Annotated in this window: 27 protein-coding genes and 1 pseudogene; 12 read left to right on the top strand and 16 right to left on the bottom strand. The window is 71.9% G+C overall.

Annotated elements, in window-relative coordinates; genetic code table 11:
• Window positions 1-108 precede the first annotated feature (108 nt).
• Complete coding sequence (gene nagB, locus ABZY57_RS19135; protein ID WP_356513374.1) at window positions 109-894, bottom strand: glucosamine-6-phosphate deaminase; 786 nt, start codon at window positions 892-894, stop codon at window positions 109-111.
• A gap of 307 nt (window positions 895-1,201) precedes the next feature.
• Here nagB and ABZY57_RS19130 point away from each other — a divergent pair.
• Both ABZY57_RS19130 and ABZY57_RS19125 read left to right on the top strand, forming a co-directional pair.
• Window positions 1,202-1,375 (top strand): annotated as a pseudogene (locus tag ABZY57_RS19130) (TetR/AcrR family transcriptional regulator); the annotation flags it as partial.
• A gap of 368 nt (window positions 1,376-1,743) precedes the next feature.
• Window positions 1,744-3,213, top strand: coding sequence for a PAS domain-containing sensor histidine kinase (locus ABZY57_RS19125; RefSeq protein WP_356513382.1), 1,470 nt, complete (start codon window positions 1,744-1,746; stop codon window positions 3,211-3,213).
• A 160-nt stretch (window positions 3,214-3,373) separates the two neighbouring features.
• On the opposite strand, the gene ABZY57_RS19120 is transcribed toward ABZY57_RS19125, so the two are convergent.
• Both ABZY57_RS19120 and ABZY57_RS19115 read right to left on the bottom strand, forming a co-directional pair.
• Window positions 3,374-3,631: a WhiB family transcriptional regulator gene (locus ABZY57_RS19120; protein ID WP_004937597.1), complete on the bottom strand. Its 258-nt coding sequence runs from the start codon at window positions 3,629-3,631 to the stop codon at window positions 3,374-3,376.
• A 332-nt stretch (window positions 3,632-3,963) separates the two neighbouring features.
• Window positions 3,964-4,929: a diacylglycerol kinase family protein gene (locus ABZY57_RS19115; RefSeq protein ID WP_356513372.1), complete on the bottom strand. Its 966-nt coding sequence runs from the start codon at window positions 4,927-4,929 to the stop codon at window positions 3,964-3,966.
• Window positions 4,930-5,014: 85 nt separating this feature from the next.
• On the opposite strand from ABZY57_RS19115, the gene ABZY57_RS19110 reads away from it, so the two are divergent.
• Window positions 5,015-5,449: a hypothetical protein gene (locus ABZY57_RS19110; protein ID WP_356513370.1), complete on the top strand. Its 435-nt coding sequence runs from the start codon at window positions 5,015-5,017 to the stop codon at window positions 5,447-5,449.
• Between the two features lie 29 nt (window positions 5,450-5,478).
• Here the strand turns inward: ABZY57_RS19110 and ABZY57_RS19105 are convergent, their stop codons facing one another.
• The 3 genes from ABZY57_RS19105 to ABZY57_RS19095 form a co-directional block, all read right to left on the bottom strand.
• Window positions 5,479-6,552: an RNA polymerase sigma factor SigF gene (locus ABZY57_RS19105; RefSeq protein WP_356513368.1), complete on the bottom strand. Its 1,074-nt coding sequence runs from the start codon at window positions 6,550-6,552 to the stop codon at window positions 5,479-5,481.
• Window positions 6,549-6,962: an anti-sigma regulatory factor gene (locus ABZY57_RS19100; protein WP_214949331.1), complete on the bottom strand. Its 414-nt coding sequence runs from the start codon at window positions 6,960-6,962 to the stop codon at window positions 6,549-6,551. Before ABZY57_RS19100 ends, ABZY57_RS19105 begins: the two co-directional genes overlap by 4 nt.
• 236 nt (window positions 6,963-7,198) lie before the next feature.
• Window positions 7,199-7,459, bottom strand: coding sequence for a UBP-type zinc finger domain-containing protein (locus ABZY57_RS19095; RefSeq protein WP_356513366.1), 261 nt, complete (start codon window positions 7,457-7,459; stop codon window positions 7,199-7,201).
• 63 nt (window positions 7,460-7,522) lie between these two features.
• On the opposite strand from ABZY57_RS19095, the gene ABZY57_RS19090 reads away from it, so the two are divergent.
• A complete protein-coding gene (locus ABZY57_RS19090) occupies window positions 7,523-9,100 on the top strand; it encodes a Na+/H+ antiporter (protein ID WP_356513364.1) in 1,578 nt (525 codons plus the stop codon).
• A gap of 90 nt (window positions 9,101-9,190) precedes the next feature.
• Here the strand turns inward: ABZY57_RS19090 and ABZY57_RS19085 are convergent, their stop codons facing one another.
• The 4 genes from ABZY57_RS19085 to ABZY57_RS19070 form a co-directional block, all read right to left on the bottom strand.
• On the bottom strand, window positions 9,191-10,111 hold the full coding sequence (locus tag ABZY57_RS19085) for a pyridoxal-phosphate dependent enzyme (RefSeq protein ID WP_356513362.1): 921 nt from the start codon (window positions 10,109-10,111) through the stop codon (window positions 9,191-9,193).
• A gap of 76 nt (window positions 10,112-10,187) precedes the next feature.
• The gene (locus tag ABZY57_RS19080) at window positions 10,188-10,778 is read right to left on the bottom strand and encodes an N-acetylmuramoyl-L-alanine amidase (RefSeq protein WP_356513360.1); all 591 of its coding nucleotides are present in this window, start codon (window positions 10,776-10,778) and stop codon (window positions 10,188-10,190) included.
• Between the two features lie 92 nt (window positions 10,779-10,870).
• Window positions 10,871-12,067: a globin domain-containing protein gene (locus ABZY57_RS19075; RefSeq protein WP_356513358.1), complete on the bottom strand. Its 1,197-nt coding sequence runs from the start codon at window positions 12,065-12,067 to the stop codon at window positions 10,871-10,873.
• Window positions 12,068-12,242: 175 nt separating this feature from the next.
• Complete coding sequence (locus ABZY57_RS19070; RefSeq protein WP_356513356.1) at window positions 12,243-12,695, bottom strand: Rrf2 family transcriptional regulator; 453 nt, start codon at window positions 12,693-12,695, stop codon at window positions 12,243-12,245.
• 234 nt (window positions 12,696-12,929) lie between these two features.
• On the opposite strand from ABZY57_RS19070, the gene ABZY57_RS19065 reads away from it, so the two are divergent.
• The 5 genes from ABZY57_RS19065 to ABZY57_RS19045 all read left to right on the top strand — a co-directional run bounded on the left by ABZY57_RS19065 (window position 12,930) and on the right by ABZY57_RS19045 (window position 17,264).
• Window positions 12,930-14,336: a family 2B encapsulin nanocompartment shell protein gene (locus tag ABZY57_RS19065; RefSeq protein ID WP_356513354.1), complete on the top strand. Its 1,407-nt coding sequence runs from the start codon at window positions 12,930-12,932 to the stop codon at window positions 14,334-14,336.
• A gap of 85 nt (window positions 14,337-14,421) precedes the next feature.
• Window positions 14,422-15,468: a family 2 encapsulin nanocompartment cargo protein polyprenyl transferase gene (locus tag ABZY57_RS19060; protein ID WP_356513352.1), complete on the top strand. Its 1,047-nt coding sequence runs from the start codon at window positions 14,422-14,424 to the stop codon at window positions 15,466-15,468.
• Between the two features lie 137 nt (window positions 15,469-15,605).
• Window positions 15,606-16,205 carry a GNAT family N-acetyltransferase gene (locus tag ABZY57_RS19055; RefSeq protein ID WP_356513350.1) on the top strand — a complete coding sequence of 200 codons (600 nt, stop codon included), beginning with the start codon at window positions 15,606-15,608 and terminating at the stop codon, window positions 16,203-16,205.
• A gap of 107 nt (window positions 16,206-16,312) precedes the next feature.
• On the top strand, window positions 16,313-16,897 hold the full coding sequence (locus tag ABZY57_RS19050) for a dihydrofolate reductase family protein (RefSeq protein WP_356513348.1): 585 nt from the start codon (window positions 16,313-16,315) through the stop codon (window positions 16,895-16,897).
• A 37-nt stretch (window positions 16,898-16,934) separates the two neighbouring features.
• Window positions 16,935-17,264, top strand: coding sequence for a hypothetical protein (locus tag ABZY57_RS19045; RefSeq protein WP_356513346.1), 330 nt, complete (start codon window positions 16,935-16,937; stop codon window positions 17,262-17,264).
• Here ABZY57_RS19045 and snpA read toward each other — a convergent pair.
• The gene (snpA, locus tag ABZY57_RS19040) at window positions 17,261-17,920 is read right to left on the bottom strand and encodes a snapalysin (protein ID WP_356513344.1); all 660 of its coding nucleotides are present in this window, start codon (window positions 17,918-17,920) and stop codon (window positions 17,261-17,263) included. The genes ABZY57_RS19045 and snpA overlap by 4 nt on opposite strands.
• Before the next feature lie 206 nt (window positions 17,921-18,126).
• Here snpA and ABZY57_RS19035 point away from each other — a divergent pair, with 206 nt between their 5' ends.
• On the top strand, window positions 18,127-19,071 hold the full coding sequence (locus ABZY57_RS19035) for a LysR family transcriptional regulator (RefSeq protein ID WP_356513342.1): 945 nt from the start codon (window positions 18,127-18,129) through the stop codon (window positions 19,069-19,071).
• A 26-nt stretch (window positions 19,072-19,097) separates the two neighbouring features.
• Here the strand turns inward: ABZY57_RS19035 and ABZY57_RS19030 are convergent, their stop codons facing one another.
• A complete protein-coding gene (locus ABZY57_RS19030) occupies window positions 19,098-19,907 on the bottom strand; it encodes a hypothetical protein (protein WP_356513380.1) in 810 nt (269 codons plus the stop codon).
• 145 nt (window positions 19,908-20,052) lie between these two features.
• Between ABZY57_RS19030 and ABZY57_RS19025 the strand changes: the two genes are divergently transcribed.
• Together ABZY57_RS19025 and ABZY57_RS19020 are read left to right on the top strand one after the other, a co-directional pair.
• On the top strand, window positions 20,053-20,982 hold the full coding sequence (locus ABZY57_RS19025) for a DUF4097 family beta strand repeat-containing protein (RefSeq protein WP_356513340.1): 930 nt from the start codon (window positions 20,053-20,055) through the stop codon (window positions 20,980-20,982).
• Between the two features lies 1 nt (window position 20,983).
• The gene (locus tag ABZY57_RS19020; protein WP_356513338.1) at window positions 20,984-21,898 is read left to right on the top strand and encodes a helix-turn-helix transcriptional regulator; all 915 of its coding nucleotides are present in this window, start codon (window positions 20,984-20,986) and stop codon (window positions 21,896-21,898) included.
• A 146-nt stretch (window positions 21,899-22,044) separates the two neighbouring features.
• Here ABZY57_RS19020 and ABZY57_RS19015 read toward each other — a convergent pair whose 3' ends face one another.
• The 4 genes from ABZY57_RS19015 to ABZY57_RS19000 all read right to left on the bottom strand — a co-directional run bounded on the left by ABZY57_RS19015 (window position 22,045) and on the right by ABZY57_RS19000 (window position 25,136).
• Entirely contained in the window at window positions 22,045-22,557 is a 513-nt protein-coding gene (locus ABZY57_RS19015) for a Clp protease N-terminal domain-containing protein (RefSeq protein WP_356513336.1), read from the bottom strand.
• The gene (locus ABZY57_RS19010; RefSeq protein ID WP_243336126.1) at window positions 22,557-22,766 is read right to left on the bottom strand and encodes a helix-turn-helix domain-containing protein; all 210 of its coding nucleotides are present in this window, start codon (window positions 22,764-22,766) and stop codon (window positions 22,557-22,559) included. Before ABZY57_RS19010 ends, ABZY57_RS19015 begins: the two co-directional genes overlap by 1 nt.
• An 85-nt stretch (window positions 22,767-22,851) precedes the next feature.
• On the bottom strand, window positions 22,852-23,814 hold the full coding sequence (locus tag ABZY57_RS19005) for a zinc-binding dehydrogenase (protein ID WP_356513334.1): 963 nt from the start codon (window positions 23,812-23,814) through the stop codon (window positions 22,852-22,854).
• 119 nt (window positions 23,815-23,933) lie between these two features.
• Window positions 23,934-25,136, bottom strand: coding sequence for an NADP-dependent malic enzyme (locus tag ABZY57_RS19000; RefSeq protein WP_243336158.1), 1,203 nt, complete (start codon window positions 25,134-25,136; stop codon window positions 23,934-23,936).
• Window positions 25,137-25,438: the final 302 nt, after the last annotated feature.

Below are 25,438 nucleotides of genomic sequence, written 5' to 3'. Positions count from 1 at the left end.
CTTTCAGGGGCGCGGGGCTGTATCGATCTGCGGCTCCGCCGCGTGAGCGCGACCAGCCACGGCGGACCCGCACCCGGCAGCGAACCGAACCCGGCAGACGAGATCCCTTTAAATCCCCTGCCAGGCGGGCTTGTTCGCGTACGTGTGCCGGAAGTAGTCCGCCAGCTTCAGCTTGGATGCGGCGGCCTCGTCCACGATCACCGTCGCGTGCCGGTGCAGCTGGAGCGCGGAGGCCGGTACGAGGGCGGACAGCGGGCCCTCGACGGTCTGCGCGACGGCCTCGGCCTTGCCCTCGCCGGTGGCCAGCAGGACCAGGTGGCGGGCGTCGAGGATGGTGCCGATGCCCTGGGTGATGACGTGGTGGGGCACCTGCTCTATGTCGTTGTCGAAGAAGCGCGCGTTGTCCACGCGGGTCTGCTCCGTCAGCGTCTTGATGCGGGTGCGGGAGGCGAGGGAGGAGCAGGGCTCGTTGAAGCCGATGTGCCCGTCCGTGCCGATGCCCAGGAGCTGGAGGTCGACGCCGCCGGCCGCGGCGAGGGCGCTGTCGTAGGCGTCGCAGGCGGCGACGATGTCCTCGGCCGACCCGTCCGGACCCATGAACGAGGCCTCGGACAGGCCCAGCGGCTCCACGACCTCGCGCAGGACGACGGCGCGGTAGGACTCCGGGTGCCCGGCCGGCAGACCGACGTACTCGTCGAGCTGGCAGACGCGGGCCTTGGAGGCGTCGACCAGTCCGGCCTTCACCTTGGCGGCGAGCGCCTGGTAGATGGGCAGCGGGGTAGAGCCGGTCGCCACGCCGAGCAGGGCATCGGGCTTACGGCGGATCAGGGCGGCCATGGCCTCCGCGATGAGCTCGCCGCCTGCCTTGGCGTCCGGGACGATGACAACTTCCACGCGGGGCCTGCCGATCTGGAGTGTGACGACGTTGTGGTATAGACCAATCTAGCAGAGGCGGGGCCTCGTTTCCGGGTCTTCGCACACTCCATGGTGGGCCGGATCCGACGCTCCGGCCTCCCGGACCCGGGCCCGCGTGCACCGGCCCCCTCGGGGGGCGGTGCAAGGGTCGCTCACGCCGCCCAGAGGGCCTCTGTGCCGCCTTCGGGGCCGAGCTCTGCCCCCTTGTCGCGCAGGTGTGGCCCCGCCCGCCTCGGCGGCGCCCACGGCCTGCGCGGCGGCCGCCGTCGATGCGGGGGCGTTCGGGAGCCGGGTCCGGGCCGATGCCGCCACGGGGGAGCTGCCGGCCGGTGCGGACGTCTGGATGCTGGCGCGCAGCGCCGGAGCCGTACTGCAGGGGATGTCGCAGCGGTCGCGCGACGGCGCGGGGCGACAGGAGCTGGAAGCGGCGGCGGAGCCGGCCGCGGGGGCCTGGCCGCAGTGGGGCCGCCCTCCGGGGGCGCACGTTCCTCTGGGCCACGGTGCCGAACGGGACCCTCAGCCCGCCCGGCACCGTAGCCCGGAGTACTTACGGCCGACGGGTGTGCGGTGCCCGACAGCCGGTGGGAGGTGACGCGCGGTCAGGGCAGAGCGCGCGGCTTACCTCGATCCGTCCTCCTGTGCGGGGAGGGCGGAAGTCTTTGATGCAATTGTGGACTAGACCAATCTGTTCTGTCCATCCATGACGGAGCCCTGCTCACCGTCACTTCCTCCAACCCTACGCGGAAGCGGGGTCTTCTGGATACTCCGGAGTATCGCGCTGAGGAAAGTCATGGCCCGTACCCGGGGTACGCTCGCCACGTGCCCTCCATGAACGACCTCGTACGCCAGCACACCGCTCTCAGTGAAACCGACCTGGAGTGGCTCCACCTGCTGGTCTCGGAGTGGCAGCTGCTCTCCGACCTCTCCTTCGCCGACCTGGTGCTGTGGGTCCCCACGCTCGACGGCAGCCGGTACGTCTCGGTCGCGCAGATGCGCCCGAACACCGGCCCCACCTCGTACCAGGACGACATGGTCGGCCACCTGGTCCCGCGCGGCCGCCGTCCGCTGCTCGACGCGGCGCTCGACGAGGGCCGGATCGTGCGCGAGGGCGACCCGGAGTGGCGCGAGGAGGTGCCGGTCCGCGTCGAGTCGATCCCCGTGCGCCGTGAGGGCCGGGTCCTCGGAGTGATCGCACGCAATACCAACCTGCTCACTGTGCGTACACCCAGTCGGCTGGAGCTCACCTACCTCCAGTCCGCCTCCGACCTCGCCCAGATGATCGCGGCGGGCTCCTTCCCGTTCCCCGGCCAGCAGGTCGACATGGACGCCTCCCCGCGCGTCGGCGACGGCCTGATCAGGCTCGACTCCGAGGGCGTGGTGACGTACGCGTCCCCGAACGCGCTCTCCGCCTACCACCGGCTCGGCCTCGCCTCCGACCTGGTCGGCCAGCACCTGGGCACCATCACCTCGGAACTCGCGCCCTCCCGGGGCCCGGTGGACGAGGCCCTGGTCAAACTCGCCAGCGGCTGGGCCCCGCGCGAGACCGAGGCCGAGGGCAGCGGCGGGGTCATCCAGCTGCGGGCCATCCCGCTCAAGCCCAAGGGCACCCGGATCGGCTCGCTCGTCCTGTGCCGCGACGTCACGGAACTGCGCCGTCGCGAACGTGAATTGATCACCAAGGACGCGACCATCCGGGAGATCCACCACCGGGTCAAGAACAACCTCCAGACCGTGGCCGCGCTCTTGCGCCTGCAGGCCCGCCGCATGGATTCGCCGCAGGGCCGCGAGGCGCTGAACGAAGCCGTACGCCGCGTCGGTTCGATCGCGATCGTGCACGAGACGCTGTCTCAGAACCTGGATGAGCGGGTCGAGTTCGACGAGATCGCCGACCGCGTGATCGCGATGGTCTCCGAGATCTCCCCGGGCAAGGTGGACTGCCGTCGCACCGGCCGCTTCGGAATCCTGGACGCGGAGGTCGCCACTCCGCTGTCGATGGTGCTGACGGAGATCCTCCAGAACGCCCTGGAGCACGCCTTCACCCAGGGCGAGGGCGGCACCGTGGAGGTGTCCGCGGCCCGTTCGGGTACCGGCCGCGCCGATGCCCGGCTGCTCATCTCGGTGGTCGACGACGGCTGCGGACTGCCCGAGGGGTTCGACCCGCAGCGGGCCGGCAACCTCGGGCTGCAGATCGTACGGACCCTGGTGGAGGGCGAACTCGGCGGCACCTTCGACATGGTGGCGTCCGAGCCGCGCGGCACCAAGGTCGTCCTCGACATACCCGCAAGCCCGCAGAAGTAGCGCACCACTCCCGTTACTCAGGGTGATGTCAGGGGCACCGAAAAGGGCCCGGACAGCACTGAACCCCGTACCGAATGGTTTTCGGTACGGGGTTCGAGAGCACGTTGCTGAGCGCTGATATGGGTACTACGCGCTGCGGCTCGAGGCTCGAAAGTCGATGTCAGGCGGTTGCGTTGCGCGCCCGATTGCGAGCGGCGCGGCGCTTCATCGCGCGGCGCTCGTCCTCGCTGAGACCGCCCCAGACACCGGAGTCCTGACCGGACTCGAGCGCCCACTGCAGGCACTGCTCCATGACGGGGCAACGGCGGCAGACGGCCTTGGCTTCCTCGATCTGCAGCAGCGCAGGACCGGTGTTGCCGATGGGGAAGAAGAGTTCCGGGTCTTCCTCGCGGCAAACGGCGTTGTGACGCCAGTCCATGGCTGCTCCATCTCCTTGTATTGCGGGCAGGTTGCTTGTGAATGTGAACGCTTTCACGAATCCCTTCGCGAAGGAAGGGAGACCGCCCAGTTTGGGGAAAAACTCGCCCTGGGCTGCCGGAGATTCGTGGAGGGGTTCTGGCGGTCTGTGTGGGTGCCGGGTTCTGCGGGCTGTCCCGATCGCCATGTAGAGATTCGCAAACCTCGGACGGGGATACAACCCCTTCCGGAAAGTTTTTTTTGATTCGTCGGTGTCTACTAGGTCACAGCCCTACTTCCTAGGGGTGGACCGGCGTGTAAACGTTCGAGTGGAAGGACTTTCGCCCCTTCCACTCACACAATCACACGCAGTGCACGGCGTACGCCTGTGAACCGAACGCTGGTGCGCAGCCCGAGGTGGTCTCCGTCCATCTGGAACGGAAGCGGCACCTTCGAATGCAAGGTGAAGTCCGTCAGATCGTGCAGAGACACCGCATGCTTGCCGTGGGGGCCGCGCTCAGGAGTCGAGGTCAGGAGCTGTGTCGCGTAGCGAGCGACCGCCGGAGTTGACAAACGGTTCAGCGCCAATACGTCAAGTGCGGTATCGAACGACGCCTCCGGGGAGGCGTAGAGCGGCCGGTTGCCCAGATATGTCCAGGGTGACGTGTTGCACACTATCGACAGCACCAGATCCGTCACCGGATCCGCGCCGGGGCGCTCCAGCGTCACCGTGCCGTGCCGGCGGTTGGGCTCTTCCCAGAACTGGCGCATCAGCTGTCGCACGTACAGGGCATGGGTCGAACGCTTGCCCCGTTCCCGCTGCTGTTCCACGCGGCCCACCACGCCCGCGTCGAAGCCGAAGCCCGCGCAGAAGGTGAACCAGCGCGCCGGAACCGACTCGTCCTCCGTGCCCGGGGTGCCGGCCGCGAGTCCCAGGCCGACCGTTCGCTCGCGCCGCTCCCGCAGGGCGTCCAGCAGGGCGCCGGTCGCCTCGACCGCGTCGTTGGGCAGGCCGAGCGCGCGGGCGAAGACATTGGTGGAGCCGCCGGGAACCACCGCGAGTCCGGGCAGCCGGTCCGGATCGGGGCCCTCGTGCAGGAGGCCGTTGACCACTTCGTTGACGGTGCCGTCACCGCCCAGGGCCACCACCAGGTCGACGCCGGTCTCGGCCGCCCTGCGTCCCAGGTCCCGGGCGTGGCCGCGGTATTCGGTGGTGACCGCCTCCAGCTTCATCTCGCTGGCGAGCGCGTGGGTCAGGACGTCGCGCGTGCGCGCACTGGTCGTCGTCGCTGCTGGGTTGGCCACGAGGAGTGCACGCATGGGCGTCAGCCTACCGACCCCTTCCGGCGCCGCCCATACTGGCCGTCCCCTCCGGGTGCGGGAGGGGCGCGGCTACCCTGCTGGGGTGAGTACGAAGCCCAGCCCCACCGCGTCCGCCGTCCCCGCCGCGCTGCCCCGCAGGCTGACCGCGGCCGCCGCGCTCGCCGCGCTGGAGGGGCTGGCCCTGGCCGGGCCCGGCGTCGCCGATCTGTACATGGGCATCGCCGGGGGCGCCGATCCCGTGCAGGCCCTGACCGGCGGGATCACCCTGCTCGTCCTGGCCGCGCTGCCGCTGGTCGCGGCCCGCGGCCTGCTGCTGGGCCGCCGCTGGAGCCGCGGCCCGGCGCTGATCACCCAGCTGATGGCGCTGCCGGTCGCCTGGATGCTGTGGACCGCGGGAGGGGCGATGAAGATCGCCGCCGTGGCGCTGGCCCTGGCCGCGGTGGCCGTCACGGCCCTCCTGGTGAACCCGAAGGCCACCGAAGCGCTGGGCATCGGGCCCGCGGAGCAGACCCGATAGCCCGTACGGCTCCCTCTTCCACTCCCTGACTACTCCTCGACGAGGAGCTTCTCGCGGAGCTGGGCCAGGGTGCGGGCCAGCAGCCGGGAGACGTGCATCTGGGAGATGCCGACCTCCTGGGCGATCTGCGACTGGGTCATGTTGCCGAAGAACCGCAGCAGCAGGATCCGCTTCTCCCGCGGCGGGAGCCCTTCGAGCAGCGGCTTGAGGGACTCGCGGTACTCGACGCCCTCCAGCGCCTCGTCCTCCGAGCCCAGGGTGTCCGCGACCGCCGGCGACTCGTCGTCGGTGTCCGGGACGTCCAGCGAGAGCGTGCTGTAGGCGTTGGCCGATTCCAGGCCCTCCAGCACCTCCTCCTCGGAGATCCCCAGCCGTTCGGCCAGTTCGTGCACCGTGGGGGAGCGCCCGTGCTGCTGGGACAGTTCCGCGGTCGCCGTGGTCAGCGAGAGCCGCAGCTCCTGCAGGCGCCTGGGGACGCGTACCGCCCAGCCCTTGTCGCGGAAGTGGCGCTTGATCTCGCCGACCACCGTGGGCGTGGCGTACGTGGAGAACTCGACCCCGCGGTCCGGGTCGAAGCGGTCCACCGACTTGATCAGGCCGATGGTGGCGACCTGGGTCAGGTCGTCCAGCGGCTCGCCGCGGTTGCGGAAGCGCCGGGCCAGGTGTTCGACCAGCGGCAGGTGCATCCGTACGAGCCGGTTGCGCAGCTCCGCCTTCTCCGGCGAGCCGTCGGGCAGCGCCCGGAGCTCGATGAAGAGGGCCCGCGCACCGCTGCGGTCGCGCGGATCCGGCAGGGGTGCCGGCGCCGTGAACACCGGAGCCCGAAGGGCTTCGGCGGCGTCCGCGGCCGGGGTCACGTCCGCGTCCGGGGCCGCCGGCGGGGCCGTGGCAGCGGCCCCCGGTGGCTGGACCGGCAGTGTTTGGTCGTGCTGGTTCTCGCTCACAGGGCCCGCCCGTCGCTCCGCCGAGTCCAAAAAGCCGTTTTCCGCATCCGTGTCAGCCGGGTGCGGCCGGGCGTACTGCTGCTCCGGAATGCCGCCGTCGACCTCGTGTCCTACCCGGGGCCGATCCCCGCCCCGCACCGGGACCTCCCCGCCGCTCACGCCGGGCCTGGTCCCGCGCCGCGCTGTTTGTAGAGGCTGATGCTCACCGTCTTGTTCTCCTCGACCGTGGCCTCGACCTTCCCGGCGAGTGCCGAGAGGACCGTCCACGCGAACGTGTCGCGCTCCGGGGCCCGGCCGTCGGTGGTCGGGGCGGAGACGGTCACCTCCAGCGAATCGTCGACCAACCGGAAGACGCAGCTGAGGACGGAGCCGGGCACGGCCTGCTGGAGCAGGATCGCGCAGGCCTCGTCCACCGCGATGCGGAGGTCCTCGATCTCGTCGAGGGTGAAGTCCAAACGTGCCGCGAGGCCGGCCGTGGCCGTGCGCAGCACAGACAGGTAGGCACCCGCAGCGGGCAGCCGGACTTCCACGAAGTCCTGGGTCCCGGGCTCGCCTGCGATCTGGGACACCCTCACCTCCAAGGTGGTACGAGCTCTGTTCGCCGGTGACGCTATCGCGATCCGGGCGATCGTGTCGCGGCACCCCTGTCGGAGGGTGCAGAACCCCTTTGAACAAAGCTGCACATAGCTGGCCTGAGGGCCGTGCCTGCGACCAGTGACTGATGGTAAGCCCATGGGGACGCACAGTGGCTAGGGGTCTGCGGGCCCAAATCAGGGGAACCGGCGGAGGGTTGACCTACCCCGCTTCAGACGATCGAACCGTCGACAAAACACCATCGCCAGGTCTCGCCCGGTTCGAAGCTGCGCATCACCGGATGTCCGGTCTCCCGGTGGTGCGCCGTGGCGTGCCGGTGGGGCGAGGAGTCGCAGCAGCCGACGTGCCCGCACTCCAGGCACAGGCGTAGCTGGACGGGATGGCTGCCGAGCACCAGACATTCGGGGCAGGTCTGGGCAAGCGGGACCGGCTCGGGGCGCGGCAGTTCGGCAACGTGCGTGCACTCGCTCATGATGGCCAGCGTACTGAGGTGCGGGCGCCCGAGATGACATGACTCAAGCGAGGATGATCTTCGATGGAGGTATTGCCGCTGGTGGCGCTGGTCGCCGGCTGTGCGGTCGTCGCGGGCCTGGCCCGCCGCACCCCGGTGCCCGCACCCCTGCTGCTGGTCGCCGCCGGACTGGCCGCGGCCTACGTGCCGGGCGTGCCCGAGTACGGCCTGGACCCGCACATCGTGCTGCCCCTGCTGCTCCCGCCGCTGCTCTACACGGCCGCGGTGGACAGCTCGTACCTGGACCTGCGGGCGAACCTGCGGCCCGTGGCGCTGCTCTCGGTGGGGTACGTGCTCTTCGCGACCGTCGTCGTCGGGTACGCGGCGTACCTGATGGTGCCGGGGCTCTCGCTGCCGGTGGCGCTGGTGCTGGGGGCGGTCATCGCCCCGCCCGACGCGGTCGCGGCGACGGCCATCGCCCGCAAGCTCGGGCTGCCGAACCGGATCACGACCATCCTCCAGGGTGAGTCCCTGGTCAACGACGCCACCGCGATCACCGCGTTCAAGGTCGCCCTGGCCGCGGCGGTCGGTGCGAGCGCCGGCTGGGCGGACGGGATCCAGGAGTTCCTGCTGGCCTCGGTGGGCGGTGTCGCGGTCGGCCTGCTGCTGATGGTCCCGATCCACGTGCTGCGCAAGCGGCTGCGCGAACCGCTCCTGCAGAACACCCTGTCGCTGCTGATCCCCTTCGTGGCCTACGCGGCCGCCGAGCGGGTGCACGCGTCGGGAGTGCTGGCGGTCGTGGTGGTCGCGCTGTACCTCGGGCACCGCAACTGGCAGGTCGACTTCGCGACCCGGCTCCAGGAGGAGGCGGTCTGGAAGATGGTCGCCTTCATCCTCGAATCGGTGGTCTTCGCGCTGATCGGGCTCCAACTGCCGGTGGTGCTGCAGGGGCTGGGGGAGTACGAGGGCGCGGCCGCGGCGGGCTACGCGGTGGTCGTGTTCCTCGTCGTGGTGGCGGCCCGCTTCGCGTGGGTCTTCCCGGCGACGTTCCTGCCGAGGCTCTCGCAGCGGATCCGGACGCGGGAGCCGGAGACGAGCTGGAAGGCGCCGGTCGTCGTGGGGTGGGCCGGGATGCGGGGCGTGGTCTCGCTGGCGATCGCCTTCTCCGTGCCGGACGGGGTGCCGCACCGGAACCTGATCCTCTTCCTGACCTTCACCACCGTGATCGGCACGCTCGTGGTCCAGGGCCTGACCCTGCCGCCGCTGATCCGGCTGCTGCGGCTGCCGCCGAAGGACACCCACGCCGAGACCCTGGCGGAGGCCCAGGCCCAGAGCGAGGCCTCGCAGGCGGCGGAGGACCGCCTGACGGAACTCCTGGCCTCCCCCGCGAACGCCCTCCCGCCCCCGCTGGCGGACCGGCTGCGCACGGTGATGGAGCGGCGGCGCAACGCCGTGTGGGAGCGGCTGGGGGAGGTCAACGCGGTGACGGGCGAGTCTGCGGACGACGTCTACCGCCGGCTGGCGGGGGAGATGATCGCCGCGGAACGCGAGGTCTTCGTCTCCCTGCGCGACGCCCGCCGCATCGACGACGAAATGCTCCGGGCCCTGCTGCGCCGCCTGGACCTGGAGGAGGCGGCGGCGTACCGGGAGGAAGCGGGCTGAGGCCGGCCGCGGGCCGGGACGGCGGTGGCGGGGCGGCGGTGGCGGGGCGTTGCGGCCGATGCGGGCCCCGGCCGCGAGCCGCCTCCCGGGCTACGGACGGCCCGTGACGACCGCCGCCAGGGTGGTGCCGCGGGGGAAGGTGCCCGCGCGGGTCAGGGCGAGCAGGGCCCAGAGGAGCTTCGCCACGTAGATCCGCTCCACCGGCAGGCCGTGGCGGGACTCGAAGTCCGCCGCGAACCGCGCCAGCTCGGCGGGGACGCGGGCGTAGCCGCCGTGGGCGTAGCCCTCGGCCAGCGACCAGTCACCCGCCGGACCGCCGAACGCGGCCGTCTGGAGGGAACGTATCTCCGCCTCCAGGAAGCCACCCCCGACCACCGGGACTCCCAGCGCCCGCCGGCCCGCGCCGAGCCCCGCCGCCAGCCCGGCCAGCGTGCCGCCGGTCCCGCAGGCCACGGCGGCCACGTCGCAGGTGCCGCTCAGCTCGCGGCCCAGCTCGGCGCAGCCGTGCAGCGCGAGCGCGTTGCTGCCGCCCTCGGGGATCACGTAGGCCCCCTCCGCGCCCGCCAGCGCGGGGAGCCCGGCCTTGTCCCGGTAGGCCGACCGGGTCACGAAGTGCAGCCGCATGCCGTCCGCCGCGCACCGGGCCAGCGAGTCGTTCAGCGGCCGCCCGGCGAGTTCGTCCCCCCGTACGATCCCGACGGTCGTCAGCCCCAGCAGCCGGCCGGCCGCGGCGGTGGCCCGGAGGTGGTTGGAGTAGGCCCCGCCGAAGGTCACGAGCTCCGGGTACCCGCCCGCGACGGCGGCCCGCAGATTCGGCGCGAGCTTGCGCCACTTGTTGCCGGGCAGCTCCGGGTGCACCAGATCGTCGCGCTTGAGCAGCAGCCGCACCCCCTGCGCGGCGAACCGCTCGTCATGGACCTCCCGCAACGGCGAGGCGGGCCGGGGCCGCAGGATCAGGTCGGGGCCGGGGCCGGGGCCGGGGCCGGGGGCGGGGTCGGCTGAACGTTCCACCCGCCCATTGTGGGCCGCACCCGCCCGTTCCGTCGCACGTCGGAGCGGGTCCGCTCCGGGCCGCCGCCCCCTGGGGCTACTTCAGCCGCTCCGTGACGCGGTCGCGCATCGAGGCCATGGTGAAGCCCCTCGGGTCGATCTTGCCCGGGCGCCATTCCAGGTGGCCGATGACCGAACGTGCGGACCAGCCGTGGGCGCGGCACAGCGCGGCCGATGCACGGGCCATGGCATCGAGCTGGGAGGCCGGCCACGGGTCCTCGCCGTCGCCGAGGTTCTCGCACTCGAAGCCGTAGAAGTGGCGGTTGCCGTCGGTGTTCGCGTGCAGGTCGGGCGGGAGGCGCTTCTCGGCGATCACCGCCGCCAGGACGTCGGAGTCGCCCGCGCCGGCGTGGTTGGCGCGGCCGTGGCCGACCAGGTGGACCCGGCCGTCCTTGGTGATCACGCCGTGGCAGAGCGGGCCGGGGAGGGCCGCGTGGCCGTCGCGGCAGAGCCCGACGGTGTACGCGGTGCCGTGCGTGACGGTGTGGTGGAGCATCACGCCGTGCACGGGGCCCCAGGGGCCCTTGTGGTTGCGGTTGTGGGTGCGCCAGTTGCCGACTTCGACGACCGTCAGGCCCTCGGCCCGCAGGGCGCCCAGGAACCGGGCCGCGGACAGGGGTGCGGACATGACCGCCTCCTTGGCTGTGAGTAGCCGGATGATTACTCAACGTTTAGTGGAGGCGGTCGTTCCGTCGCAAGGGCGCGCACCCGGCGCACGGCTCACGCCGAGGCGAGCCACAGGTCGGGGCCGAAGACCTCGTAGTGGATGTCCGCGGGCGCGACGCCCTTGCCGATGAGCTGTTCGCGGGCCGCCCGCATGAAGGGGAGCGGGCCGCAGAGGTAGGCCTTCGTGCCCGGCGCGACGGGGACGGCGGTGAGGTCGAGGCGGCCCTCGTGGTCGCCCGGTTCGGCGTCGGCCTCGTACCAGAAGTGCGCCGAGGCGTCGGCGAGCTTGCCGGTCAGGGCCCGGTGGTCGGTGCGCAGGGCGTGGTCCGCGGGGGAGCGGTCGGCGTGCAGGACGGTGACCGGGGCCGCGTGCGCGGTGTCGGCCAGGTGCTCCAGCATCGAGAGCATCGGGGTGCAGCCGATGCCGGCCGAGGCGAGGACCACCGGCGAGGCGGAGTCCTGGAGGACCAGGTCGCCGTAGGGGGTCGAGACGCGCAGGGAGTCGCCGGTGCGGACCTCGGCGTGCAGGTGGTTGGAGACCTCGCCGTCGGGGCCGGCGGCGGCCGGTCCGTGGATCCGCTTGACGGTGATCGAGCGGACCGGGGAACCGGGGGCGCTGGAGAGGCTGTACTGGCGTATCTGGCGTGCGCCGTCGGGGAGTTCGACCTGGACGGAGACGTACTGGCCGGGCCTGAAGCCGGGCGCGGGGGCGCCGTCGGCCGGGGTGAGGTGGAAGGTGGTGCAGTCCGCGGTCTCCTCGACGCGGGCGGCGACCGTCCACGCGCGCCAGACGTCGCCGGCGAGGACCTGCTGCTCGGCGTAGAGGCGCTCCTCGATGGTGGCGAGGGCGTTGGCCATCAGCCAGTAGACCTCGTCCCAGGCCTCGGCGACCTCGGGGGTGACGGCCTCGCCGAGGATCTCCGCGATCGCCTCGAAGAGGTGCTCGTGGACGATCGGGTACTGCTCGCGGGTGACGCCGAGGGAGGCGTGCTTGTGGGCGATGCGGTTCAGCATCACGTCGGGGCGGGCGTCGGGGTGCTCGACGAGGTGGGTCGCGAAGGCGGCTATGGAGCCGGCGAGGGCCTGCTTCTGGAGGCCGGCGTTCTGGTTGCCGCGGTTGAAGAGGTCGCGGATCAGTTCGGGGTGGGCCTCGAAAAGCTTGCTGTAGAAGAGCTCCGTGATGTCGCCGATGGCCGCACCCACGGCGGGCAGGGTGGCTCGTACGGTCGCGGTCGACTTCTCGGAAAGCATCGGTGACTCCTCGGGTCGGGGTGGATCGCAGAAGTGGAATGTGAGATGCGTATTTTTGCGCGCGTGTGCGGGTTGCGGGTGTCCGTCACGGTGCGGACTTGTGTTCGAAGAGGGGTGCGGGGGTCAGGCTATGCGGGCCCGGTGCCGGTGCGAACCGGCCAAAAGGCCTTCGTGGTCAGGGCCTTCCGGCCCCCGGCGATCCGCCCGAAATGCCCAGCAGGAGCGGCCCCGTCGGGGCTGCGACCAGGTCGTTCACCGTCAGCGGGTCCAGGGCGGCGAAGAAGGCCTCCTGGGCCCGGCGCAGCGCCCCGCGCAGCACGCACGCGTTGCGCAGCGGGCACGGGGTGGTCCCGTCGCAGTCCACGACGTCGCCGGCGCCCTCCAGTTCGCGGACCACCCCGCCCACCGGGGCGGCGCGCCCGGCGGGGGTCAGGGCGAGGCCGCCGCCGCGGCCGCGGCGGGCTTCGACCAGCCCGAGGTGCTGCAGCCTGGCGACCACTTTCGCGGTGTGGGTGTACGGGACCTCCATGGTCGCCGCCACGTCGCGGGTGGTCGGGAGGTCCGCCTCCGCGACGGCCAGGCGCATCAGGACGCGCAGGGCGAGGTCGGTGAATCGGGTCAGCCGCATGGGCTCAGCGTAGAAAAGTCGCATCTAGTATGCAAATTAAAGGGGGGAGTCGCGCGGGATGGCTGAAACGGGTGGGGTCTGCGGGGTCTCAAGTGCCTCGTGGGGTGGGAGTTGAGCTCAAGAGAGTGCCCAGCCACGAACGGAGTAGTCCCACCCTTTTGTGTAATGGTCCCACCACGGTCCGTGCTGAAAAGCTCCTCCCGCAGATTCATGGAGTGATCGAAGGGGAAATTCATGTCGGTCCAGGCAGGTTCCGAGTCCGAGACCCAGGCACCGCAGCGCAGTCTGGGAACCACGGCCGCGCGGAACTTGGCAACCACGACCAAGTCCGCGCCGCAGATGCAGGAGATCACCTCGCGGTGGCTCCTGAAGATGCTCCCCTGGGTTCCCGTCCAGGGCGGCACGTACCGGGTCAACCGGCGGCTGAGCTACTCGGTCGGCAACGGCATCGTGGAGTTCATCAAGACCGGCACGCAGGTGCAGGTGATTCCGGCGGAGCTCGGGGAGCTCCCCGTGCTGCGCGACTACGACGACCCCGACGCGCTGGCCGAACTCGCCGCGCGCTGCCACCAGATCGACTTCGAGCCGGGCCAGGAGCTCACCTCCTTCGGCAGTCCCGCCGACAAGGTCTTCCTGCTCGCCCACGGGCGCATCGACCAGATCGGCCCCGGCCCCTACGGCGACGACGCCGTCCTGCAGACCGTCGCCGACGGGGCCTTCTTCGGCGAGGACTCCCTCGTCGACGAGGAGGCCATCTGGGAGTACACCGCCCGTGCCGCCACCGCCGGCACCGTGCTCGTCCTCTCCCGCCAGGACTTCCAGATCCTCGCCGACCGGGTCGACTCGCTCCGGGCGCACGTGGACTCCGTACGGGCCCTGCCGGAGCAGCGCACCAACAAGTACGGCGAGGCGGCCATCGACCTCTCCGCCGGCCACCAGGGCGAGGCCGTACTGCCCGGCACCTTCGTGGACTACGAGGCCCGCCCGCGCGAGTACGAACTCTCCATTGCACAAACGGTCCTGCGGGTCCACACCCGCGTCGCCGACCTGTACAACCAGCCGATGAACCAGACCGAGCAGCAGCTGCGGCTCACGGTCGAGGCGCTGCGCGAGCGCCAGGAGCACGAGATGCTCAACAACCGCGACTTCGGCCTCCTGCACAACGCCGACTACGACCAGCGCATCCAGCCCCACGACGGCGCGCCCAGCCCCGACGACATGGACCAGCTGCTCAGCATGCGGCGCGGCTCCAAGTTCTTCCTGGCCCACCCCAAGGCCATCGCCGCCTTCGGGCGCGAGTGCAACAAGCGCGGGCTGTACCCGGAGTCGGTCGAGATCGGCGGGCACCGGGTGCCGGCCTGGCGCGGGGTCCCGATGTTCCCGTCCAACAAGATCCCGATCAGCGACGCCCGTACGACCTCCATCCTCTGCATGCGCACCGGCGAGGAGGAGTCGGGTGTGATCGGCCTGCACCAGCCCGGGATCCCGGACGAGATCGAGCCGAGCACCTCGGTGCGGTTCATGGGGATCAGCGAGCAGGCGATCATCTCGTACCTGGTCACGACCTACTTCTCCGCCGCGGTGCTGGTGCCGGACGCGCTCGGCGTCCTGGAGAACGTCGAGATCGCCCGCTGGAGCTGACCCGGCCCGGCCGGCGCCGAGCGAAGGGTGCGGGGGACGACGGGGCAGAACGGGGCAGGACAGGACGGGACGGAGCGCACACGCCATGTCGACCACAGAGGCGATGACCACCAGCGAGGGGCAGGAAGCCGCCGTCCTGCTGGAGCGGACGAGGGAAACGGTCAACCCGGAACTGCGCCGGACCGTGGAGAGCCTGCCCGGCTCGATGCGGCGGGTGGCGATGTACCACTTCGGCTGGGAGCACGAGGACGGCACCCCGGCGGCGGGCAGTACCGGCAAGGCCATCCGGCCCGCCCTGGTGCTCGCCGCCGCGCAGGCCCTGCGCGGGGACGGGGTGGCCGGGGAGATCGTACGGCCGGCCGTGGCCGTGGAGCTGGCGCACAACTTCACACTGCTGCACGACGACGTCATCGACAAGGACGTGCGCAGGCGCGGCCGACCGACGGCCTGGACGGTCTTCGGCACGCCGGACGCGATCATCACCGGCGACGCCATGATGGCGCTCGCGCTGCGGCTGCTCGCCGAGGACCCGCATCCGGCCTCGGCGGCCGCCTCGGCGAGGCTCGCCGCCTGCATCGTCGAGCTGTGCGCGGGCCAGCAGGCGGACTGCGCCTTCGAGCAGCGCCGAAGCGTCTCGCTCGACGAGTGCCTGACCATGGCGACGGCCAAGACCGGGGCCCTGCTGGGCTGCGCGTGCGCGATCGGCGCGCTGTACGCGGGGGCCGGCCCGGACGAGGTCGACGCCATGGACGCCTTCGGCCGCGAGGCCGGGCTGGCGTTCCAGCTGATCGACGACCTGATCGGCATCTGGGGGGATCCCAGCCACACCGGGAAGCCCGCCGGGGCAGATCTGCTGGCCCGCAAGAAGTCCCTCCCGGTCGTGGCGGCCCTCACCTCGGGCACCACGGCGGGGGAGGAGCTGGCCGCGCTGTACGCGGGTCCCATGTCCGGGGACGACGTGGCCAGGGCGGCCGCGGCGGTGGAGCGGGCCGGCGGGCGGGACTGGGCGCAGGCCCATGCCGCCGACCGGATGGGGCGGGCGGTGCAACAGCTGTCGCGCGCCGTCCCGGACCTCGGGGCGGCGGGCGGACTGCTGGCGCTGGCGGAGTTCGTGACGCGGCGTACGAAGTGACCGCGCAGGGGTGAGGGGGAGCCCCGGAGGCCTGTTCCGGCACCGCACGGTGCCGGAACAGGCCTTTCTGCGCCGGTGGGTCAACTCTAGGATCACTCACGGTTGTTGATGCGTGGGCGAAGTGAAGGGTATGACCCATGGGGCTGGAGATACGTCAAGCCGGTCAGTCGGACCGGGACGCCGTGGCGCGGCTGCTCGACGAGGCCTTCCGCAGCGATCCGGTGAGCAGCTGGGTGTTCCCGGACCCGGAGCACCGGGCCGCGGTGCACGGAAAGTTCCTGGGCGTCTTCGTGGACGTGGCCCTGGCCGAAGGCCGGATCGACTACGCGGTCGACGGTTCGGCGGCGGCGCTGTGGCTGCGGATCCCGGCCGCAGGTCCGGACGCCGAGCACGTCCCGGACGAGGTCCCGGCGAAGATGCGGGCCGTGGCCGACCCGGACAACGAGCGGTGCGAGCTGGTGGGCCGGCTCACGGGAGCGGTGCACCCGATGGCGGAGGAGCACGAGTACCTGCTGATGATCGCGGTCGCCCCGGGGCGGCAGGGCGAGGGGCTGGGCACGGAGCTGATCCGGCCGGTGCTGGAGCGCTGCGACCGCGAGGGCGTGCCGGCCTATCTGGAGGCGAGCAGCGAGCGCAGCAAGGGGCTGTACGAGCGACTGGGCTGGCAGTTCACGGGCGAGGCGGTGCGGCTGCCGGACGGGCCGCTGATGTGGCCGATGTGGCGCAAGCCGCAGTAGTCGGTCCCTCGCCGGGTCCGCGGTAATCCCTTGCCAGACCACTTCGCCTGAAGTACTTTGATCGACGTGCCTCGATGGGGGTGCACTGTCGAACGGAAGAGAATCGCTTGCGCAAGCTCACGTACTTCATCGCCACCTCGGTCGACGGCTTCATCGGAGCCCCGGACGGCGATGCCGATTTCATCTACAGCTACCTCGACGGCGAGTTCGTCGACTTCCTCAAGGCCGAGTACCCGGAGACCATCTCCACCCCGGGACGCGTCCAGCTCGGGATCGAGGACGCCGAAGCCAAGCACTTCGACACGGTGCTCATGGGGCGCGGTACGTACGAGCCCGGTCTCAAGGTGGGCGTGACCAGCCCGTACGGACACATGCGCGAGCAGTACGTGGTCTCGCGCTCGCTCACCACCACGCTCGACCCGGCGGTGCGGATCATCGACGGGGATCTGGTGGAGAAGGTCCGTGAACTGAAGGCCGAGGACGGGCTCGGCATCTGGCTGTGCGGCGGTGCGGACCTCGCCGGGCAGCTGATCGACGAGATCGACGAGTTCGTCGTCAAGACGTACCCGGTCTTCGTCGGCACCGGCATGCCGATGTCGCGCGCCGGGTTCGGGGCGCGCTCCCTGGAGCTGACCGGGTGCAAGGCCCTCGGCGGCGGCCAGGTCCTCACCTCGTACGCCGTCAAGCGCTGACCCCGCCGAACCGGCGAAACCGTCCTACCGTGGAGGTATGGCCGGTCAACAGCGGGAACAGCAGACGCACGGGACGGTCGCCCCGCGGGCCGGACACGACCAGCAGTCGTGCCCGGTCTGCGGGAGCCCCGTCGACACGATGGTCGGGCGGCGCAAGTCCCTGGGGATCTTCGTCCCGGTATGGACCCCCGGTCCCTGCCGGAACCGGGAGTGCGCGGCGTACGTGCCCGCGTACGAAGAGCCCGGGACCGAGGGCATCCGGACCGAGGGCATCCGGACCGAGGACATCCCGACCGAGGACCTCCGGGCCGGGGAGCCCCGGGCCGGGGAGCCCCGGGCCGAGGGCTCCCCGCCCGAGGGGTCCTAGCCCTTCGCGTCCAGACCGGACGCGACGAGGCCGTTCGCCCAGAGCTGGTTGACGCGCGAGCGCTCGGCGGAGTTCGGGGTGGCGTTCTGGCAGGAGGTGCCGGGGCCGCCGCCGGACATCAGCTCGCTGCACGGGCCCGAGTAGTGGTCCGGCAGGCCGAGCACGTGACCGGTCTCGTGCGAGGTCACGCGGGTGGAGTTGTACTGCTGGTTCTGCCGGTAGTCGAGGAAGATGTAGCCCCGGCCGTGGCCGTCCGTGCTCGCGTACGATCCGCGCGAGTCGTTGCCCTCGCGGTACGAGAAGTTCCCGCCCGAGGACACCTCCTGCAGTTTGACGTTGACCACCGAGCTGTTCCAGATCTGCGTGGAGCGCGCTATCTGGGTGCGGAAGCTCGGCGCGTTGCGGGTGTTGTAGGTGACGGTCACGGCCGCCAGGCCCGGGGCCGCGGCGCGCTGCTCGGCCACCGCGCGCTGCACGGCCTCGAAGAAGGCCCGGTTGGCGGCCTGGTTCTCCTTCGACTGCTCGTACGCGGCGTACGTGCTCGGGCTGCCGGCGCCCTGGGAGGCGGTGGCGGTCGTGCCGGGGACGACGGCGCCGAGGACGGCGGCGATGCCGAGGCCGACGGCGGACAGGGTGGTCTTGCGGGAGTGGCGCATGTGGGGGACTCCTGCTCATCCGGTGCGGTGGGGGGTCGTTCGGTACCGGAGTCTGCGGGAGCGGGAGTGGCCGGCGGATGATGTCAGACCCCGATAGCGCCGGGCTATCGGGGGGATTTCGGAAGGCCGACTCCCAAGAGAATGGCGGGATTCGAGGGGATACCGGTTACTGGTGCGGTCGGCTCGCCCCGGCCTACTCTCTGGGCATGGAGCTTGAGGTCAGGCACCTGCGCGCCCTGTGCGCCATCGCCGACGCCGGCAGCCTGCACAAGGCCGCCCGGCAGCTCGGCGTGAGCCAGCCCTCCCTCACGACCCAGCTGCGGCGCATCGAACGCGCCCTGGACGGGGAGCTGTTCCTGCGCGAGCGCACCGGATGCCGGCCGACTCCCTTCGGGCGCACGATACTCGGGCGGGCGCGGCCGCTCCTGGCCGAGATGGCCGCCCTCGTCGCGGAGGCGAGGGCGCTGTCCCAGGGGCCCCGGCTGCGGATCGGCTCGACGGCCAGCCGCGCCCTGCCCGGCTGGCTGCGGCGGCTGCACCGGCGGCTGCCCGACACGGAGACCGACCTGATGGTCGACGTGTCCGCCAACGCGCTGCTGCGGATGACGGCCGCGGGCCGGCTCGACGTGGCGTTCGTGCACGAGGTGGAGGGCAGCCCGCTGCGGGTGCCGGCCGGGCTGGAGTTACGGGTGCTGATGGAGCGCGAGCCGCAGTTCGTGTCCATGTCCCGGGACCATCCGGCGGCGGCCCGGTCGGTCGTGGAGCTGCGCGACCTCGCCGCCGACCGGTGGACCGTGGACCCGTCGGTGGACGGGGAGTGGGACGGCCTGCGCCGGGTCCTCGCGGGCGCGGGCCTCGACCCGCCCCTGCTGCACGCCGATTACCACACGGCCGCCTCGCTGATCGTCTCCGGCGAGGCCGTCGCTCCCTGCCAGCCCACCTCCGGACCGCGCGAGGACATGGCGATCAGGCCGCTCTCGGGTGACCCGCTCGCCGTACGCCTCCTCCTCGCGACCCGCCCCGGGGTGCACGCGCAGGTGTCCGACGGGGTGTACGAGGACCTCCGCGCGGCCTACCGCGAAGCGGCGCTGGGGACTCCGCCCTACCGTGCCTGGCTCCGCCGCAACGCGAGCCCGCTGCTCGCTGCGTAGGGGTCCAGAGGGGCGCGACGGCCGGCCTAGGCGCGGCGCCGGGCCCGGTCGTAGGCCAGGGCGGCCGCGCCGTGGGTCACCAGGACGGTTCCCGCGGCCAGCCAGCCCGGGCTGCGGCGGCGGGCGGCCCACATCATCAGGGGTGCTCCTGCGGCCAGTTGGGCCGCACCCACCAGGCGCGCCTTGGGGCCCCGGAGCCACGGGCCCAGGGGGCTGTCCTCGACCACCGCGAGCTCCGCCCGGACCGTGTCGCGCCAGCCTGCCCACTCCACCGGCTCCGCCGCCGGCGCGACGCGGGCCGCCTCCCGCAGCCGGTCGGCCGGTTCGCCCGGGTTCAGGCCCGCCGGCAGCGCCAGCCCGGCGCGGGCCAGCAGGGCGATGACCCCGAGGAGGCGGGACTCGCCGCCGGCCGCCGCGTCGGGGCGGGTGAGGCGCTCCAGTTCCTCCAGGTCCAGGACCGGGTCCAGGCCGAGCCGGGCCGCCAGCGTCCGCATGGCGCCGGGGTCCGGCTCGCCGTGCGGACGGCCCGCCGCGTCCCATGAGTAGGCCGCGGACCTGCGGAATCCGCAGGAGAGGACGAAGCCGGCCCGGCCCTCCTCCCACCACAGGCTCAGCACCGGCCAGTTGGAGCTCAGCGCGATCGCCGCGCCCCAGCCCGCCAGGACCTCGGCCACGGATTCCGCGCCGCCGAGCCACGGCTTGGCCTCGGGCACCAGCACGCTCCACTCGCCGGCGGGTGCCAGCAGCAGGCGTTCGCGCAGGATGTGCGCGGCGGGTCGGGCGGCGAGGGGCTCGGCGCGGCAGAGCAGGAGTCCGCCCGCCGTGGTCTGGGAGATCGGCATGCCCACACGCTAAGCCAAACCCGCCCAAAGTGATGATTTTGGATCATCCCGGCGTGCTTGACTTCCCGCAACCGCGATATATCGTGTTGGTCAGAAGACGCGATATGTTGCGTGCAGTACGCCGAGGAGGATCAGCACCATGGCAGAGGCAGCGCAGAATCCGCGGACGACATGGTCGGTCGCCGAACCGCAGAAGCTCGCCTTCGAGGAGCCGGTGACCGAGGTCCGCGTCCGGATGGCCGGCGGCACGGTCAATGTCGTCGCCGACGGGGGTCCGGCCCGCCTGGAGGTCTCCGAGGTGGACGGGCCGCCCCTGCACGTGGTGCAGGAGGGCGGGACCCTCACCGTGTCCTACGAGGACCTCCCCTGGAACGGCTCCCAGGGACTCAAGCAGTGGTTCGAGAGCAAGCCCTGGAAGGCCTGGTCCGCCTCCGACTCCGGCCGCAAGGCCTGGGAGCGCAGCGCGACCGTGACCCTCACGGTCCCGGCCGCCACCCACGTGCAGCTGGCCACCGTCAGCGCCACCGTCTTCGTCTCCGGCATCGACGGCGGCACCGACATCCACGGAGTCTCCGGCGACACCACGCTCGTCGGCCTGTCCGGGCGGGTCAAGGCGCACACCGTCTCAGGCGGGGTCGAGGCGCAGTCCGTGACCGGCGAGCTCGGGTTCCACTCCGTGTCCGGCGGCCTGACGGTCGTGGACGGCGCCGCGGGCAACGTACGGGCCGACTCGGTCTCCGGCGACATGCTGATCGACCTGGCCCTCGACGACCGGCCCGCCCCCCGGCCGGTCGACATCTCCCTCAACTCCGTTTCCGGGCAGGTCGCCATCCGCCTGCCGCACCCGGCCGACGCCCGCGTCGAGGCCAACACGGCCACCGGCGGCGTCTCCAACGCCTTCGAGGACCTGCGGGTCTCGGGCCAGATGGGCGCCAAGAGGATCACCGGCACCCTGGGCGCCGGCACCGGAACCCTGCGCGCCACCACCGTTTCCGGCTCCATCGCGCTGCTGCGCCGCCCGGCCGAGGACCCGGCCACCCCGCTCGAGCTCGACAAGAAGGTGCTCTGACATGCCGCCCGTCTTCGCCCACGGCCGCCTCCGCCTCTACCTCCTCAAGCTGCTCGACGAGGCCCCGCGCCACGGCTACGAGGTGATCCGGCTGCTGGAGGAGCGTTTCCAGGGGCTGTACGCACCCTCCGCGGGCACGGTGTACCCGCGCCTGGCCAAGCTGGAGACGGAGGGCCTGGTCACGTACGCGACCGAAGGCGGGCGCAAGGTGTACTCGATCACCGACGCGGGGCGCGCCGAACTGGCCGACCGCGGCGGCGAACTGGCCGACCTGGAACTGGAGATCCGCGACTCGGTCTCCGAGCTGGCCGCCGAGATCCGCGCCGACGTGAGCGGCGCGGCGGGCGACCTGCGGCGCGAACTGCGGGCCGCGGCCAGCGCGTCGGCCACGCAGGTGGAGGACGAGTCCTGGAAGGCCGCCAAGGAAGAGCTCCGCAAGGCCAAGGCCGAGTGGAAGGAACAGGCGCGCCGGGCGAAGGACGAGAGCCGCCGGGCCCGCGAGGAGGCCCAGCAGGCGCGTCGGCAGGCCAAGGAGGCGCAGGAGCGGGCCCGTGAAGAGGTCCAGCGCATCGCCGGCCAGTTGCAGGAGCAGTTCGCGAAGTCGGGCGGGGTCCTGGGAAGCCTGGCGGGAGCCTGGCTCGGCGGCTCCGCCTCGCCGACGGCGCCCACCGGACCCACCGCGCCCAGTGCCCCGTCGGCGGCTCCGGCGCCCGCTCCCGACGCGGACTGGGCGCGGGACGTACCGGCGACGGGTGACCCGGCCCGCGACCTGGACCGGCTGCTGGACCGCTTCCGCGACGACATCCGCGACGCGGCCCGCGACCGGGGGATCAGCGACGACCAGCTGACGCAGGCCCGTACCCACCTGGCGGAGGCGGCCGCCCGCATCGCCTCGGCCCTCGGCCCGCAGGGCTAGCCGTCTCTTTCGGATCTTGCCTGGCCCGCGCCGCCCGGCACCGCACCGTGCCGCGCCGAGCGCGGTGCCCCCATCACCCGCGCTCCAGCCGGTGTCACCGGAGCCGGGGTGGCGAGGGGAGCGCGGTAGCCGCCCTGGGGTGCTGCTCAGCCCGGCAGGGCCGCCTCGGCTCCCGCATAGGTGACCCCGTGCTCCGCGAGGACCTCGGCGGGTGTGCCGGGTCGGGAGAGGAGGGAGAGGAGCAGGTGGAGGGTGGAGATGTGACGGTCCTTGCGGCCCAGGGCGATGCGCAGGGACTGCTCCAGGACCTTCTTGGCGCCCGGGGAGAAGCGGGGTCGGCCGGAGCGCCTGCGCGGGGCGGGGTCCGACAGGGCGCCCTCGCCGTGGGTCTCCTCGATGCGGGAGACGATCTCGGTGAGGTCGATGCCGAGGCCCGAGAGGGCTTCCTCGTCGGCCTTGGACATGCCGCCCCGGCGGCGGGCCGCCGCCAGGTCGGCGCTGATCGCGGCCCGGTCGACGCCCAGGGGGTCGAGGGCGCCGAGTGTGAGCAGGGCGAGGAGCAGGTGCTCCTCGCCGACCCGCTGTGCCCCGGTCCGCTCGGCCTCGGCGACCGCGCCCGTCACGGTGGAGCGGGCGTCCTGGGTGAAGCGTTCGAACATCAGAGCCTCCCGTGCTTCTTGTGTACGGCCTGCCGGCTGACGCCCAGCTCGGCCGCGATCTCCTGCCAGGACCAGCCCTGCGCGCGGGCCCCGCGTACCTGTACGGCCTCCAGCTGCTCCAGCAGTCTCCGGAGGGCGGCCACGGCACGCAGGCCCACGCGAGGGTCACGGTCACCGGCGCGCTCGGCCAGATCGGTAGCTTCCGTCATGGATGTCAATGTAGGTTGACGCTCGGGAGGGTGTCAACCCACATTGACAGCGGGGCGGGGCGGGTGGGGTCGCGGGCTCCGGCAGCTAGACGGTGAGGACGATCTTGCCGAAGAGGTCGCCCGACTCCAGCTTCGCGAAGCCCTCGCGGGCCCGGTCCAGGGGCAGCGTCTCGTCGATCACGGGGCGGACCCCGGTCGCCGCGCAGAAGGACAGCAGGTCCTCCAGCTCGTCCTTCGAGCCCATCGTCGAGCCGACCACCTTGAGCTCCAGGAAGAAGATCCGGGTCAGCTCGGCGTGCGCCGGGCGGTCCCCGCTGGTGGCGCCGGAGATGACCAGGGTGCCGCCGGGGCGCAGGGACTTGACCGAGTGCGACCAGGTGGCGGCGCCGACCGTCTCGATGACGGCGTCGACCCGCTGGGGGAGCCGCGCACCGGGCTCGTAGGCCTCCACGGCGCCCAGTTCGACCGCGCGCTTGCGCTTGGCCTCGTCCCGGCTGGTCGCGAAGACCCGCAGGCCGGCGGCCTTGCCGAGGACGATGGCGGCGGTGGCGACCCCGCCGCCCGCGCCCTGGACCAGGACGGAGTCACCGGGGCGGACGCCGGCGTTGGTGAAGAGCATCCGGTACGCGGTGAGCCAGGCGGTGGGCAGGCAGGCGGCCTGTTCGAAGGAGAGCTCGGCGGGCTTGCGCAGGACGTTCCAGGCGGGGACGGTGACCTGCTCGGCGAAGGTGCCCTGGTAGCGCTCGGTCAGGATGGAGCGGGGCTCGTCGGGGCCGACTCCGTGGCCGGTCTGGCCGATGACGGAGTGCAGGACGACCTCGTTGCCGTCCTGGTCGATCCCGGCGGCGTCGCAGCCGAGGATCATGGGGAGCTTCTCCTCCCCGAGGCCGACTCCGCGCAGCGACCACAGGTCGTGGTGGTTGAGGGAGGCGGCCTTGACGTTCACGGTCACCCAGCCGGGACGGGCCTGCGGGGCGGGGAGATCGCCCAGCTCAAGGCCGCTCAGCGGCTGGTCACGGTCGATTCGGGCAGCGTAGGCAGCGAACATGGCCGCGAGGCTACCGGTCGGTAGCCCGAGGATCCAGGGCCGGCGGTGGGAAACGGAAGCGGGGCCCGGCCGGAAGGTTCCGGTCGGGCCCCGCTTCGTACGTACGGCTCGTGCGGCCGTCAGGCCAGGCGGGCCACGCCGTCGGCCTTCGCCGCCGCGGCGACCGCGGCCGTGACGGCCTCGGCGACGCGGGTGTCGAACGGCGAGGGGATCACGTAGTCGGCGGCGAGCTCGTCACCCACGACGCCGGCGATGGCGTCGGCGGCGGCGATCTTCATGCCCTCGGTGATCCGGGTCGCGCGGACCTTCAGCGCGCCCGCGAAGATGCCGGGGAACGCCAGCACGTTGTTGATCTGGTTCGGGAAGTCCGAGCGGCCCGTGGCCACGACCGCCGCGTACTTGTGCGCGACGTCGGGGTGGACCTCCGGGTTCGGGTTGGCCATGGCGAAGACGAAGCAGTCCTTCGCCATCGTCGCCACCGCGGCCTCGGGGACCGTACCGCCGGAGACGCCGATGAAGACGTCCGCACCCGCGAGGGCGCTCTCCAGGGAACCGGTCTGGCCGGTCTTGTTCGTCAGGCCCGCGATCTCCGCCTTGACGTCCGTCAGGTCGGAGCGGTCGGCGGAGACGACGCCCTTGCGGTCGGTGACGCAGACGTCGCCGATGCCCGCGTCCACGAGGATCTTGGCGATCGCGATGCCCGCGGCACCGGAGCCCGAGATCACGGCGCGCAGGTCGGCGAGGGTGCGACCCGTGAGCTTCGCGGCGTTGCGCATGGCGGCCAGCGTCACGATGGCCGTGCCGTGCTGGTCGTCGTGGAAGATCGGGATGTCCAGCGCCTCCTGCAGGCGGCGCTCGATCTCGAAGCAGCGGGGCGCCGAGATGTCCTCCAGGTTCACCCCGCCGAAGGACGGCGCGAGGCGGATCACGGTCTCGATGATCTCGTCCGTGTCCTTGGTGGCGAGCGCGATCGGAACCGCGTCGACACCACCGAACTGCTTGAAGAGAATGGCCTTGCCCTCCATCACGGGGAGGGAGGCCTCGGGCCCGATGTCACCGAGTCCGAGCACGGCCGTACCGTCGGTGACGACGGCGACCACGTTGGACTTCCAGGTGTACTCGTTCACGAGCTCGGGCTGCTCGGCAATGGCGCTGCAGACCTTCGCAACGCCGGGCGTGTACGCCAGGGACAGGTCGTCCTTGTTGTGGACCGGCACCGTGGCCACGATGGCCATCTTGCCGCCCCGGTGCAGTGCGAACACCGCATCCGGGTTGTTGTCCGTCACGCTGTCGCTGCGAGGATTGACGATCTCCGCTGCCACTGTCTTAACCCCTTAAGTCTTTGAATCGTTGAGGGTGGCCACTCCTGGTTAAGGGGTGGGCGGGCACCGCGTCCGTCTCCGCGTCGACGGTTGGCCCGTCTCCGCGAAGGGGAGGTTCGTACGCGCGGGCGCGCCGCACGCGCGCCCTGAGCCCCGGATGAGGGGTGTAAGGATCTGTTCTACCCGAAGAACACTCACCCAGACGAGTCGATTCCCGCTCGACCATAGGCTCCTTGCCCCGGTTTTGGCGAAAAGTCCAAACCTCTCTGTCCGATGGGCGAGACGCGCCGCAAATAGTGAGG

Origin of the sequence: Streptomyces sp. NPDC006450, from assembly GCF_040612195.1 — a bacterium.
GTDB lineage: Bacteria > Actinomycetota > Actinomycetes > Streptomycetales > Streptomycetaceae > Streptomyces.
This window is presented reverse-complemented; position numbering and strand designations above follow the sequence as displayed.